At 69.0% G+C, this 12,895-nt stretch carries 13 protein-coding genes; 2 read left to right on the top strand and 11 right to left on the bottom strand.

Translation table 11 applies throughout. The features are described 5' to 3' along the window. Positions 1-125 precede the first annotated feature (125 nt). A complete protein-coding gene (locus tag AB5S17_RS00355; protein ID WP_369234974.1) occupies positions 126-389 on the top strand; it encodes a type II toxin-antitoxin system ParD family antitoxin in 264 nt (87 codons plus the stop codon). Then, positions 386-703, top strand: a complete 318-nt coding sequence (locus tag AB5S17_RS00350) for a type II toxin-antitoxin system RelE/ParE family toxin (RefSeq protein WP_369234972.1) — start codon at positions 386-388, stop codon at positions 701-703. Before AB5S17_RS00355 ends, AB5S17_RS00350 begins: the two co-directional genes overlap by 4 nt. Here AB5S17_RS00350 and AB5S17_RS00345 read toward each other — a convergent pair whose 3' ends face one another. The 11 genes from AB5S17_RS00345 to AB5S17_RS00295 form a co-directional block, all read right to left on the bottom strand. After that, positions 704-1,804 (bottom strand): FAD-dependent oxidoreductase, encoded by a 1,101-nt coding sequence (locus AB5S17_RS00345; RefSeq protein WP_369234970.1) that lies wholly within the window; start codon positions 1,802-1,804, stop codon positions 704-706. Between the two features lie 114 nt (positions 1,805-1,918). After that, the gene (recN, locus tag AB5S17_RS00340) at positions 1,919-3,598 is read right to left on the bottom strand and encodes a DNA repair protein RecN (protein WP_369234968.1); all 1,680 of its coding nucleotides are present in this window, start codon (positions 3,596-3,598) and stop codon (positions 1,919-1,921) included. A 167-nt stretch (positions 3,599-3,765) separates the two neighbouring features. Then, entirely contained in the window at positions 3,766-4,656 is an 891-nt protein-coding gene (locus AB5S17_RS00335) for an outer membrane protein assembly factor BamD (protein ID WP_369234966.1), read from the bottom strand. A 122-nt stretch (positions 4,657-4,778) separates the two neighbouring features. Next, the gene (gene lpxC / locus AB5S17_RS00330) at positions 4,779-5,717 is read right to left on the bottom strand and encodes a UDP-3-O-acyl-N-acetylglucosamine deacetylase (protein ID WP_369234964.1); all 939 of its coding nucleotides are present in this window, start codon (positions 5,715-5,717) and stop codon (positions 4,779-4,781) included. 318 nt (positions 5,718-6,035) lie between these two features. Beyond that, the gene (ftsZ, locus tag AB5S17_RS00325) at positions 6,036-7,613 is read right to left on the bottom strand and encodes a cell division protein FtsZ (protein ID WP_369234962.1); all 1,578 of its coding nucleotides are present in this window, start codon (positions 7,611-7,613) and stop codon (positions 6,036-6,038) included. Positions 7,614-7,739: 126 nt separating this feature from the next. After that, complete coding sequence (gene ftsA, locus AB5S17_RS00320; RefSeq protein ID WP_369234960.1) at positions 7,740-9,062, bottom strand: cell division protein FtsA; 1,323 nt, start codon at positions 9,060-9,062, stop codon at positions 7,740-7,742. Continuing rightward, positions 9,059-10,021: a cell division protein FtsQ/DivIB gene (locus AB5S17_RS00315; protein ID WP_369234958.1), complete on the bottom strand. Its 963-nt coding sequence runs from the start codon at positions 10,019-10,021 to the stop codon at positions 9,059-9,061. Before AB5S17_RS00315 ends, ftsA begins: the two co-directional genes overlap by 4 nt. Then, the gene (locus tag AB5S17_RS00310; RefSeq protein WP_369234956.1) at positions 10,009-10,932 is read right to left on the bottom strand and encodes a D-alanine--D-alanine ligase; all 924 of its coding nucleotides are present in this window, start codon (positions 10,930-10,932) and stop codon (positions 10,009-10,011) included. The genes AB5S17_RS00315 and AB5S17_RS00310 overlap by 13 nt, the downstream gene beginning before the upstream one ends. A 231-nt stretch (positions 10,933-11,163) precedes the next feature. Beyond that, positions 11,164-11,487 (bottom strand): YnfA family protein, encoded by a 324-nt coding sequence (locus AB5S17_RS00305; RefSeq protein ID WP_369234954.1) that lies wholly within the window; start codon positions 11,485-11,487, stop codon positions 11,164-11,166. A 12-nt stretch (positions 11,488-11,499) separates the two neighbouring features. After that, a complete protein-coding gene (locus tag AB5S17_RS00300) occupies positions 11,500-12,582 on the bottom strand; it encodes a nickel/cobalt efflux transporter (RefSeq protein WP_369234952.1) in 1,083 nt (360 codons plus the stop codon). Between the two features lie 11 nt (positions 12,583-12,593). Further along, entirely contained in the window at positions 12,594-12,866 is a 273-nt protein-coding gene (locus AB5S17_RS00295; protein WP_369234950.1) for a metal/formaldehyde-sensitive transcriptional repressor, read from the bottom strand. Positions 12,867-12,895: the final 29 nt, after the last annotated feature.

Below are 12,895 nucleotides of genomic sequence, written 5' to 3'. Positions count from 1 at the left end.
TCGCCCTCCCGTCATCCTGAGGGCGCGGCCGTGCCACGCCCTTTCGGGCGGTTCGCCGCAAGCTTGCTCTAGAGCCGCATCTACCGCATTTTCAAGGACAACGTCCGCAGGGATTGCAGTCCGATATGGCCGATCTTCTCCACGTCACCCTCCCCGACGACCTGATGCGGGAAATCGCCGTCGCGGTCGAATCCGGCAACGTCGCCACGGCGGACGAGTTGGTCGAACAGGCCCTTACCGCATATTTCGAACAGGATCGGGAGCGGCGCCTCGAAGGCATCAGGGCGAGAGTGCGCCGCGCCCTCGACGACCCACGACCGTCTGTGCCGTCCGACGAGGCCTTCGCGCGAATTCGCCGCGATCTCGTCAGCCGCAGCGGCGAAACTTGAGAAGACGTCCGGTCCGGCTGACGGAGTCGGCCATCGCATCACTGACCGAAGTCGCGCGCTATGTCGCCGAGGCCTCCGGCTCCGCCGAGATTGCGCTCGGCTTCATCGACCGCATCGAACGTCGCTGCCGGAAGATCGGCGACGCGCCGCAGGGCGGTGTATTGCGGCCCGAGCTCGGCGAGGGCATCCGGCTGATAGCGTTCGAACGATCCGCAGCGATTCTCTATCGCCTGGCGGACGATCATGTCGAAATCATCGACGTCGTCTATGGCGGCCGCGACTATCATGCTCTGATGGGGCGCAAGCCGCGGTGATCACAGCCATTCCGGCTGCGGCAGGTCAAGGGCGAGGACGCGCTCGGCGAGGGGCCGGCGCAGGAAGGGCAGCCGGCCGGCAAGCGGCATGCCGAGCGGCAGCAGCATCTTCGCCAGCGCCGGCGGATGGCTGACGAGGTCGGTCATCTCCCGCGTCGCCTTCAGGACGGCGTCGACTACCGGCAGGCGCTTGGTCTCGTATTCCGTCTCGCGGCCCTGCGCGTAGAGGAAGGCGAAGGTCGCCGCGTCCCAGATGCCGAGGTTCATGCCGCGGCCGCCGACCGGCGAGTGGACATGCGCCGCGTCGCCCGCCAGGAACACCCGGCCCTTCGCCATGCGCTCGGCGCGGCGGAACGCGACGTGGAAGCGCGAGGTCCAGACCACTTCGGAAATTCCGGCCAGCCCTTCCAGCAGGGTCGCGGGCGTCGCGGTTGTGCCGATCAGCCGCGCCTCGTGCTCGCCGAAGGGCAGGAGCGCCGCGCCGCCGCCGGCGGCCTTCATGGTGATCTGCGCATGATGGGGATCGATCGGGGTCGAGAACTTGACGTCGGCGAGCGAGAAGTCGCCGGGATAGCCCTCGCCCTTCCAGGGGATGCCGATCGCCTCGCGCACGCGCGAGTGCACGCCGTCGCAGCCGAGGATCGCGTCCGCCGACACGGTCTCGCCGGTCGACAGCGTGGCCGTCGGCCGGTGCGTCTCGCCGATATCGGTGACGGAGACGTTCCATTCCACCGCGACGCCATGCTCGCCGAGCCAGTCGATCAGGATGCGCTCGGTGCGCGCCTGCGGCAGCGACAGGATGAAGGGCGTCGGCGTGCGGGCGCTTTCGAGGGACACGGCGAAGAGCTTGCGGCCGTCGCGCCAGAACTCGGCGCCGAGGATCCGGCCCCCCTCCGCCATCAGCCGCTCCGCGACACCGGACGCCTCCAGGATCGCCAGCGTCGTCGGCAGCACGGCGAGCGCGCGCGACTGGTTGTCCGGCGTCGGCCCGGCCTCGGCGTCGACGATGCGGACACGTATGCCGCGCCGGGCGAGTTCCACGGCGGCGGCAAGGCCGACGGGGCCGGCGCCGGCAATCAGGATCGTCTTGTCGCTCGGCATGCCCGTCCCCTCCCCCCATCGAAGCAGCCGCGGCCCCGATCGCGCCGCCAGGCTGTCACTCGGCGATCTGGTCGCGGCAACGCGTCCGGCAAGCGCGGATCCGGCGAAGCAGGCCTAACGCCCGTCCGCGCCGATCAGCCGGGCCGCCGCGGCCCGCGCCTCGTCGGTGACGCTCTCGCCGGCCAGCATGCGGGCGATCTCCTCGCGCCGTCCGTCGTCGCCGATCAGGGCCACCCGCGTCGCGACCCGCTCCTCCTCGGCGCCGCCGGTGCTCGCCTTGGAAATCAGGAGATGGCTCGCCGCCCGCGCGGCGACCTGCGGCGCGTGGGTGACCGCCAGCACCTGCACGGTGCCGGCGAGCCGCGCCAGGCGCCGGCCGATCGCGTCCGCCACCGCCCCGCCGACGCCGGTGTCGATCTCGTCGAAGACCAGCGTCGGCGCCGAGCCGCGGTCCGCCAGCGCCACCTTCAGCGCCAGCAGAAAGCGCGACAGCTCGCCGCCCGAGGCGACCTTCATCATCGGACCGGCGCGGGTGCCGGGATTGGTGCGCACATGGAACTCGACCTCGTCGATGCCGGCGGCCGAGGCCGCGGCCGGATCGCTCGCCATCTCGACGATGAAGGCGGCGCGCTCGAGCTTCAGGTCCGGCAGCTCCGCCATCACCGCCGCCTCCAGCAGCCGGGCCGTCGTCTGCCGCTTCTGAGACAGGTCGGCCGCCAGCCGGTCGAACTGCCCGCGCTTTTCCGCGACCTCGCGCTCCAGCTGGCCGAGCCGTTCCTCGCCGGCGTCGAGTTCGGCGAGGTCGCCGATCATCTTCGCCGCCAGCTCCGGCAGGTCGTCGACCGCGACGTTGAACTTGCGGCCGGCGGCGCGCAGCGCGAACAGCCGCTCCTCGGTCTCCTCCAGCGCACGCGGATCGAATTCCAGCGAGCGCAGCGCGTTCGACAGGCTCATCTGCGCGTCGGACAGCGCATCGAGCGCCGTGTCGAGCCGCTCGATCGCCTCGTCGAGCAGGCCGGGCAGCTCGTCGCGCTTGCGGTCGAGGCGCTTCAGAAGCCCCGCGAGCGGCGGGATCGGCGAGGCGGTGCCGGACAGTTCCTCATGCGCGTCGTTGACGTCGGTGGCGATCTTTTCCGAGCGCATCATCACCTGGCGCCGCTCGGCGAGCTCCTCCTCCTCGCCGGCGACCGGCGCAAGGTCGGAGAGTTCCTCGACGGCGCTCCTCAGGAAATCCGCCTCCCGCGCCGCGGCCTCGACCTTGGCGCGGTGCTTGGCGAGCGCGTCCCTTGCGCCGCGCCAGGCGGCGAAGGCGGCCGCGACGGCCGCCGTCTCGGGCTGCAGGGCGCCGTACTGGTCGAGCAGTTCGCGATGCGCCGCCGGGTCGACCAGCGCGCGGTCGTCGTGCTGGCCGTGGATCTCGACCAGTTCCAGCCCGACCTGTCGCATCAGTGCGACGCTGGAGGGTCGGTCGTTGATGAAGACGCGGGTGCGCCCGTCGGCGCTCTGGATGCGCCGCAGGACGACGTCGCCGTCGTCGTCGAAGCCGTTCTCCGAGAGGATCCGGCGGACCTTGTGGTCGCTCGCGAGGTCAAAGACGGCGCTGATCTCGCCCTGCCGGGCGCCGTGGCGCACCAGGCCGCCGTCGCCACGCCCGCCGAGCGCGAGGGACAGGGCGTCGAGCAGGATCGACTTGCCGGCGCCGGTCTCGCCGGTCAGCACGGAAAGCCCCTCCCCCAGAGCGAGGTCGAGGCGTTCGATGAGCACGATGTCGCGGATCGAAAGATGGACCAGCATGGCCGGATCGTCGGTAACGAGGCTCCGCCGGAATGGCAACAGCGCACACGAAATAGGCGCTCGACGCCGGTCCTGCACCGGCGCCGCGAGGAATTTGCGTCCTGCCCGGGAGAGACCGGCGTCAGGCGCGCCGGATCCCTCTCATGCCGCGCCCCTTGCGCCCGGCCTCAGGCGCCGGTAATGGCGCTCGCGATCTTCCGGCCGGCCGCGCCGAACCAGGACGACGACGCGCCGGCCTGCGGGTGGAGGCCCTTCGACTGCAGCAGCGCGTAGGAATCCTTGTACCACTGCGAGCCAGGGAAGTTCTGCCCGAGCACGGAAGCGGAGGCTTCCGCCTCGTTCGTCAGGCCCATCGCGTAATAGGCCTCCGTCAGGCGCGCCAGCGCCTCCTCGACCTCGCGCGTCTCCGGATAGACGTCGACAACGTTCTTGAAGCGGTTGATCGCGGCGATGTAGTCGCGCTGCTCCAGATAATACCGGCCGACCTGCAGCTCCTTGCCGGAGAGCTGGTCGCGGGCGATCCGCAGCTTGGTCTTGGCATCCTCGACATAGTCCGAATTCGGATAGCGGTCGATCACCTCGCGCATCGCCGCCGCGGTCAGCGCCGCATTGGTCTGGTCGCGCGTGATGTCGGGAATCTGCCGATAATAGGAAAGGCCGATGATGTACTGCGCATAGGCCGCCTCCGACGTGCCGGGATAGAGGCTGAGATAGCGCTTGGCGGCGTTGATCGCGCCATCGTAGTCGCCGCTGCGATAGCTGGTGAAGGCGTTCATCACCAGCGCCTTGCGCGCCCATTCCGAATAGGGATGCTCGCGATCGATCGCCTCGAACTTCTTCGCCGCCTCGCTGAGGCGGCCGCCCTCGAGGTTGGCCAGGCCCTGATTGTAGAGCACGTCCGGCGGATCGGTCTGCGCGGCGAGCGCCAGGACGTCGACGTCGGACTTGCTCGACTGGCAGCCGGCCAGCCCGGCGCCGGCCAGCACCAGGCCTACGCCCACAGCAAGGCGCGCCAGTCCGCGGCGCCCGACGGCTTCGTTCTGTTTCGTGATGCTCATATGAGTCTGCATCCCCTCGCGCCGTTCCCCCGAGCCCGGCTTCTTACGCCGACGCTCTCGCGCGAACAACGCTGAAGCCGGATCAAGCCGTCTTTTTTGTGACGCAGCGGCCCAGCCGGCGCTCAGAGCACCTGCGGGCCATAGGCCGGCGCGGCGACCGCGACCAGCGGCGCATGCCGGACCGGGTCGACCCGGCGCGACGGCATCTCGACGATCTCATAGGCCCGCCGATCGGCCAGGAGCGCCTGCAGCGCCAGCGCGTTGAGCTTGTGGCCGCCGCGATAGGAGCGGTAGCAGCCGAGCACCCGGACACCGGCGAGCGCCTGGTCGCCGACCGCGTCCAGCGTCTTGTGGCGGACGAACTCGTCGGCATAGCGCAGCCCGTCCGGATTGATCACGCGGCCGTCCTCGGCGAGCACCACCGAATTCTCCAGCGACGAGCCGAGGGCATAGCCAGCCGCCCACAGCCGCTCGACATCGGCCATGAAGCCGAAGGTGCGGGCGCGGGAGAGATCGCGGGCGAAGCGCTCCGCGGTGAGGTCGGCCTCGTAGACCTGCCGACCGATCGCCGGATTGGCGAAGTCGATCTCGATCTCGAAGCGCGTTCCGTTGTGCGGGCGATACTCGGCGCGCATGCCGTTCATCTCTACCGAGACCGGCTTCAGGACGCGCAGATAGCGCCGCTTGGCCGGCTGGCTGACAATGCCCGCCGCCTCGATCGCCTTGATGTAGGTTTCCGCGCAGCCGTCCATGATCGGCGTCTCGTGCGCATCGATCCGGACCACGACGTTGTCGACGCCCATCGCGTAGAGGGCGGCCATCAGATGCTCGATCGTGGCGACATGCGCGCCGCGGGGATCGCCGACGACAGTCGAAAGGTCCATCAGCGCCGTATTGGCGGAGACGGCCTTGATCTCGTGCAGCATGCCGCGCTTGTCGACCAGATGGAAGACGACGCCGGTGTTGACCTCCGCCGGGATCAGGGCAAGCTTGACGGGGAGACCGCCGTGCACACCGACACCGGCGAAGTCGATCCGCGAACCGATCGTCTGCTGGAACATCAACACGTATCGACAACCTTTCCCGCCGCGTGGTGCCAGACGCGTGACGTCCGCTCGACGGATGGAACCCCTCGAAACCGAAGAACCGTCCGGCCTTCGCAGTGCGACCCCCCACAGACCGCAGCGCCGGAAGCTCCTCGCTTGCTCATGTCACGTCGTAGACCGGCACCCTGTCTCGACCAAATCACGCTTCGTTACCCGTTGTTAAAGCGAAGCCCGATTATGACCCCAAATGGTTAATGTTTTCAGATAGTTGGAACGAGAGCGGCCCGGCAATCGCTTGCCGGGCCGCGTTGTACAACCGCAACAGTTGTGATGTCAGTTGGCTTGGCGGCGGAGGAAGGCCGGAATCTCCAGCTGATCGTCCTCGCCGGCCGGGCGCACCTGCGAGACCGGACGGGCTGCCGATTCCGCCGAGACGCGGCGCGGGGCATAGGGGCTGGCCTCTGCGGGGCGGCGCGCCTCGCCGGCCGGACGCGCCTCGGCGGCGGCCTGGTGCTCCTCCTCCTCGCGGCGCGACAGACCGGTGGTCAGCCGCCGCAGCAGCCCCATCGGGCCCCGCTCGTCGCCCTGCTGCTCCAGCGAAGCGGCGCGGGTCTCGATCTCGGCGCGCACCATCGGCGGGAAGTCCTCGACCCGCGGCATGCGCGGCGTGGCAGCCGCAGCAGCCGGCTGGGCCGAAGCGGCCGGGCGACGGGCCTGCGCCGGAGCGGCACCGACCTGCGAGATCTCGGCTTCCAGCGCGGCGCTGAAGTCGTCCTCGATCTCGGCGGCGACGTCGTCCTCGACCTCGGCGAAGGTCGGGGCCGGCTGCGGGGCCGGCGCCGGCTGCGGCATGGCCTGCGGGGCAGCCGCCATGGCGGGCATCTGACGCGGCGTGGGAGCCGGCGCGGCCATCGTCTGGCGCGTCGGGGCCGCCATCTCCTGCTCGACCTTGTCGATGCCGGTGGCGACGACCGACACGCGGATCACGCCTTCCAGGTTCTCGTCGAAGGTCGCGCCGAGGATGATGTTGGCGTCGTGGTCGACCTCCTCGCGGATGCGTGTCGCCGCCTCGTCGACTTCGAACAGGGTGAGGTCACGGCCGCCGGTGATCGAGATCAGCAGGCCGCGGGCGCCCTTCATCGAGGTCTCGTCGAGCAGCGGGTTGGCGATCGCCGCCTCCGCCGCGGCCATCGCGCGGCCCTCGCCCGAAGCCTCGCCGGTGCCCATCATCGCCTTGCCCATCTCGCGCATCACCGAGCGGACGTCGGCGAAGTCGAGGTTGATCAGGCCTTCCTTGACCATCAGGTCGGTGATGCAGGCGACGCCGGAATAGAGCACCTGGTCGGCCATGCCGAAGGCGTCGGCGAAGGTGGTCTTGTCGTTGGCGATGCGGAAGAGGTTCTGGTTCGGAATGACGATCAGCGTGTCGACGTTCTTCTGCAGCGCCTCGATGCCCTGGTCGGCAATGCGCATCCGCCGCTGGCCTTCGAAGTGGAACGGCTTGGTGACGACGCCGACCGTCAGGATGCCCTTTTCCCGGGCCGCGCGGGCGACGACCGGTGCCGCGCCGGTGCCGGTGCCGCCGCCCATGCCGGCAGTGACGAAGCACATGTGCGAGCCGAGCAGGTGATCGCAGATCTCGTCGATCGACTCTTCCGCCGCGGCGCGGCCGACTTCCGGCTGCGAGCCGGCGCCGAGGCCCTCGGTCACCGCCACGCCCATCTGGATGATGCGCTCGGCGCGCGAGGAACGAAGCGCCTGCGCGTCCGTGTTGGCGATCACGAACTCGACCCCCTCGAGCCCGGCATTGATCATGTTGTTGACCGCGTTGCAGCCACCGCCGCCGACACCGAAGACGGTGATGCGGGGCTTCAGCTCGGTGATGTCCGGCTTCTTGAGAGTGATGCTCATGCCTTCATTCCTCTTCCGAATTTCTGATCGGGCCGTCTCGCCGCGCGGCCGATTGGTCTTGTCCTAGGCGCGCGGCGCGCACCGTTCTCGTTCTGCGGCCGGCCGTCGAACTGGCCGCACATCTCGTCAAAGGCTCGTGCGGAGCCAGGATCCGAACCGGCCTCCCATCGTGCCGGTCATCGCCAGCGCCGCGAACGACCGGTCGGCCACGTATTCGCGGTGCGCGACCTGCGGGTAGATCAGCAGCCCGACGGAGGTCGCGAAGCCCGGTCCCTTGTTGGACGGGTTCAGCCCGGCCACGCCCAGCGGCCGCCCCAGGCGGACGTTGCGCTGCAGGATGGCGCGAGCGGTATCCGGCAGGCCGGCGAGCTGGCTGGCGCCGCCGGTGAGGACTACGCGCTTGCCGATGACCGGGCCGAGCCCGGAAGCCACCAGCCGGTCGCGGACCAGTTCCAGCGTCTCCTCGACCCGCGGCCGGATGATCTTGGCGACCAGCGAGCGGGCGACGATGATCGGCTGGTCGCCGGTGTCGTCGCCGAGCGGCGTCACCTGCAACGGCTCACCGTCGTCCATCAGCTCGTTCAGCGTGCAGCCGTGCATGACCTTGAGGCGCTCGGCGTCGGCCGGCCGGATGGACAGGCCGCGAGCCAGGTCCATGGTGATGTGGCTGCCGCCCATGGCGACCGAGTCGGCATAGACGAAGCGGCCGTTCTGGAAGATCGCGATCGTCGTCGAGCCGGAGCCCATGTCGATGCAGGCGGAGCCCATCTGCGCCTCGTCCTCGACCATGGTCGAGAGCGCGCTGGCATAGGGCGTCGCGACGAAGGCCTCGACGACGAGATGGGCGCGGTTGATCGCAGCCTCGAGATTGCGCAGCGGCGTCTGTTCCGCGGACAGGACGTGCATGTCGGCCCGCAGCCGCTCGCCGGTCATGCCGACGACGTTTTCCAGGCCGGCCTCGCCGTCGAGCGCCAGGTCGCAGTCGATCGAGTGGAGGGCGATCCGGCCCTCGTCGAGCGACAGCCGCGCCGCATCGGCGTTGACGCGCGAGACGTCGGAGGCCGACACCTCGCCGTTCACCTCGATCTCGGCGGAGCCGCGCACGCTCTTCAGCCGCCCGGCGGTGACCGACACGATCAGCGACTCGACGCTGAGCCCGGCCATGCGCTCGGCCGCGTCGACGCAGTGGCGGATCGCCTGTTCGGCGGCCTCCAGATCGACGACGACGCCCGACTTGATGCCGCGCGAGCGGTGATGGCCGACGCCGACCACCTCGATCGTATGGGTGCGGTCGGGCAGCATCTCGCTCGACAGGCGCGGCCGCAGGCGCGCGATCAGGCAGGAGATCTTCTCCGAGCCGACATCGAGGACCGAGATGACGCGGGAGCGGCGCCGCGGCAGCGCCCGCATGCGGGGCAGTTCGGACTTGTCGCGGAAAAACAGACTCATACCGGGTTGTCCTTCCGGTCACGCTTCAAAAGCTTCTCGCGCTCCTTGAGGCGAGCGTTGCGGCGCTGCAGGGCGTCCGGGGTCAGCTTGATGACCATCCGGTCCTGGATCCGCATGTCGACGGCGACGATTTCGCGCGAGAGCAATCCGTTCTCCCGATCCATCCGATCGACCTCTGCCAACGCCTCTATCGGTTTGTCCTCGGGCAGCCGGATCATCACGCCGTTTTCCAGCTGCAGGTCCCAGCGACGGTTACCCACCCTGATGTAAGCCTTGACCCTTGCGCGAAGCTCGGGGACCGCTTCCATGTCGTCGATCAGTTCGGCGGCGTGGTCCGCCGCGCCGACGCCGACGACCACCGGCAGATTGCCGAAACGGCCGGGCGTATAGGGTACGATCGTCTTGCCTTCGCGGTTGACGACGGTGAAGTCGTCGCCGTTCTGCCAGATCGCGTAGGGGTGGTGCTCGGACAGGGTGATCTTCACCCGGTCGGGCAGGATCTTCGCGACCGAGGCGCGATCGACCCAGGGCATCGCCTCGATCGCCTGGCGCGCCTGCGAGGCGTCCAGCGACAGGAGCGTGTGCGCGCCGGTCGCCCAGAGCGCCTGGAGAACGTCGATCTCCGAGGTCTCGCTGTTGCCCTCGACATCGATGTTATCGATCGAGAAGCCGAGCGGCGCGCCGATGGCGTCCAGCACCGCGTCGGTGTGGTTGCCGCGGGCGATGCCGAAGACGACCGCGGATCCGATGACGATCGCCGCCAGCGTGCCGAAGCGCGGCAGCGGCAGGTCCGCGACATAGGAGACGCCGGTCGACAGGCGCCGCCACAGCCGCAGCGTGCCGAGCACCAGCGGGCCCGGCGTCGGCGCCGGCGCCGCCGGACCCCGCGGCGTGGAAGGCGCGGCGCGCATGGCGTAGCTCGGACCGGCCATCGAGGCGGTGCGCATTAGCGGCTGCATGACGCGTCCTCCACCATCCAGGTCAAGAGTTCGGGGAAGGAGTGGCCGGCCTGCGCCGCGATGTCGGGGACGAGCGAGGTCGGCGTCATGCCGGGCTGGGTGTTGATCTCCAGCCAGATCAGCTCGCCGCCCTCGCCGAAACGGTCGTCATAGCGAAAGTCGGAGCGCGACACGCCGCGGCAGCCGACCGCCTTGTGCGCGGCGAGCGACCATTCCTGAATGCGGCGCGAGACCTGCTTCGGGATGCCGGCCGGAACGACGTGCCGCGAACCGCCGGGGGCGTATTTCGAGTCGTAGTCGTAGAAGGAATGTCCCTCCGGAATGATCTCGCAGACCTCCAGCGCGACATCGCCCATCACCGCGCAGGTCAGCTCGCGGCCGGCCACGAAGCGCTCGACCATGACGATGTCGCCATAGGGCCAGTCGGCGCTGTAGAGCTGCTGCGGCGGCTTCGACTGGTCCTCGCGCACGATCAGGACGCCGAAGGACGAGCCCTCGCGCACCGGCTTCACGACGTATGGGGGCGGCATGACATGGGCGACGGCCGCGTCCAGCCGGTGCATCACCTTCGCCTCGGCGACGGCGATGCCGGCTGCCTTGGCGACGATCTTGGCGCGTTCCTTGTCCATGGCCAGCGCCGAGGCGAGCACGCCGGAATGGGTGTAGGGAATCTGCAGATATTCGAGGACGCCCTGGATCGTGCCGTCCTCGCCATAGGGCCCGTGCAGGGCGTTGAACGCGACGTCCGGCGCCAGATCCTTCAGGACCGAGGCGATGTCGCGCGCCACGTCCATCCGCGTCACCCGGTAGCCGGCCGCCTCCAGAGCGTCGGCGCAGGCGTTGCCCGAAGCCAGGCTCACCGGCCGCTCCGAGGAAAATCCGCCCATCAGTACCGCTACATGCTTGGCCATCTCTGCCCGTTCCCGTCCGCAAGAGAGGGTTTCGTCATTCATCGCAGGCCGATGGTTAAACAGAGGTTAACCGACTGTGGCCAAAGCAAGAAATTCGAAAGGGTGCCGGCAGGAAGATGAACGGGCGGGCAAAAGCCGAACCGCCGTGGCGCTTCTGCCACTCCGGTCCGGAGGAGCGCGGCACCGCGTTCCTCTATGAAAGGGCTCGGCGCTCCTCGCCTCCCATCGGCGTCAGGAGCGGTGGCCGACCAGAACGACGGCCGCTCCGGCGATGCAGAGGATCGCGCCTGCGATGTCCCATCGGTCGGGTCGCTGCTCTTCGACCAGCCAGAGCCAGAGGATGGACGCGGTGATGTAGATGCCGCCGTAGGCCGCATAGGTCCGTCCGGCCGCGTCGCTGTCCACCAGCGTCAGCAGCCAGGCGAAGAGCGCCAGAGAGACCATGCCCGGCGCGAGCCAGAGCGCCGACCTGCCGAGGCGCAGCCAGGCGAAGAACGAAAAGCATCCGGCGATCTCGGCGATGGCCGCGCCGGCATAGGCCAGGACGGTCAGCATCGTCTCCTGCCCCTACAACGCGCCGGGCGGCAGTGCCTGGACGGCGGTTCCCGCCATGTAGAGACCGACGCAGAAGATCAGCACGGCGGAGACATAGGGTGCCCGCCGGGCGAATTCCGAAAAGCCCGACCAGCGCTTTTCGACGTGGCGGATGCTGAGCGCGGCCAGCACCCCGGCCGACACCATGGTGATGGCGAGGCCGATGCTGAAGCACAACACCAGCAGGAAGCCGAGCGACAACTGCTTCAGCTGGATGCACAGCAGGAGGACGGTGATCGCGGCCGGACAGGGGATGAGGCCGCCGGTGAGGCCGAACAGGACGATCTGCGCCGTGGTCACGGATCGTCCGGCGAACCGGCGCCGGATGTCGGCGGCATGCGCGCGCGCATGGGCGTCGTCCTCGTCGCCGAGGTTCATGTGGCTGTGGTCGTGCTCGGCGAATTCCAGGGAGAAGACCTGATCGTCGCCGCTCCCGGCAAAGCGCAGCCGGGCGGTGAAGGCGTGCGGTTCGGGGATCTCGTCGACGCTTTCCAGGAAGTCGCCATGGTCCTGCATCGCAAAGACCCGGCATGCCCCGTCCGGTCTCACCGTCTCGATCGTCACGTCGCGAGCGGCATGAGCACGGCCGGTCTCGAAGCGGATGCGGAAGCGCGGCGGCACGCCGTCCTCGAAGATCTCGAGGGCGACCGTGCCGTGGCCGGTCGCGACGTGGTGCACCTCGTCCCCGTGGTGGTGGTCGTGCTCCTCGTGCTGCTCGCGCCACGTCCGCGAGAGCATCCAGGCCGCGATGCCGACGATCAGCACGGCGGACGCCAGCTGGAAATAGGGCTCGGTGGTTTCACCGCCCCAGTTGCGGCCGAGATACTGGCCCCCGAGCGCGACCAGCCAGACGACGGCCGTATGCGACAGCGTCGCCGACAGGCCGAGGAGCACCGCCTGCGTCACCGTTCCGCGCACCGCGATGATGAAGGCCGCCATCATCGTCTTGGAATGTCCGGGCTCCATGCCGTGCAACGCGCCGAGAACGATGGCGCTCGGCACGAACAGCCAGAGATTCGTGGAACCCTGCTGCAGCATATCGGTGATGGAAGCCAAGGCTGGTCTTTCTACTTGATGTAGGTTCGCAGAACGTCGATCAGTTCCGCCGCACCCGTCGCCTGCGGCGAATCTTCCTTGTCGGGATCGACGATGTGGTGACGGATATGATCTTCCATGACCTCGGCGGTCAGCCCATTCACCGCGCCGCGCATCGAGGCCACGAGCATCAGCACGTCGCCACAGCCGATCTCCGCCTCCAGAGCGCGTTCCAAGGCCTCCGCCTGCCCCTTGATGCGGCGCACGCGGGCGATGAGCCGGGCCTTCTCCTTGATGGTATGCATGGCGTCTCCTTCCCACCATTATAGGGTGG

The sequence above is a fragment of the Jiella sp. M17.18 genome (assembly GCF_041027365.1).
In the GTDB taxonomy this organism is placed as follows: Bacteria; Pseudomonadota; Alphaproteobacteria; order Rhizobiales; family Rhizobiaceae; genus VKMB-3413.
The sequence above is the reverse complement of the archived record's forward strand: the minus strand, read 5'-3'. Positions and strand labels throughout refer to the sequence as shown.

Bases quoted from the DNA above. Each gene is read 5' to 3' on its own strand.
- AB5S17_RS00355 (WP_369234974.1), top strand. From the start codon at position 126: ATGGCCGATCTTCTCCACGTCACCCTCCCCGACGACCTGATGCGGGAA.
- AB5S17_RS00345 (WP_369234970.1), bottom strand. From the start codon at position 1,804: ATGCCGAGCGACAAGACGATCCTGATTGCCGGCGCCGGCCCCGTCGGC.
- recN (WP_369234968.1), bottom strand. From the start codon at position 3,598: ATGCTGGTCCATCTTTCGATCCGCGACATCGTGCTCATCGAACGCCTC.
- AB5S17_RS00335 (WP_369234966.1), bottom strand. From the start codon at position 4,656: ATGAGCATCACGAAACAGAACGAAGCCGTCGGGCGCCGCGGACTGGCG.
- lpxC (WP_369234964.1), bottom strand. From the start codon at position 5,717: ATGTTCCAGCAGACGATCGGTTCGCGGATCGACTTCGCCGGTGTCGGT.
- ftsZ (WP_369234962.1), bottom strand. From the start codon at position 7,613: ATGAGCATCACTCTCAAGAAGCCGGACATCACCGAGCTGAAGCCCCGC.
- ftsA (WP_369234960.1), bottom strand. From the start codon at position 9,062: ATGAGTCTGTTTTTCCGCGACAAGTCCGAACTGCCCCGCATGCGGGCG.
- AB5S17_RS00315 (WP_369234958.1), bottom strand. From the start codon at position 10,021: ATGCAGCCGCTAATGCGCACCGCCTCGATGGCCGGTCCGAGCTACGCC.
- AB5S17_RS00310 (WP_369234956.1), bottom strand. From the start codon at position 10,932: ATGGCCAAGCATGTAGCGGTACTGATGGGCGGATTTTCCTCGGAGCGG.
- AB5S17_RS00305 (WP_369234954.1), bottom strand. From the start codon at position 11,487: ATGCTGACCGTCCTGGCCTATGCCGGCGCGGCCATCGCCGAGATCGCC.
- AB5S17_RS00295 (WP_369234950.1), bottom strand. From the start codon at position 12,866: ATGCATACCATCAAGGAGAAGGCCCGGCTCATCGCCCGCGTGCGCCGC.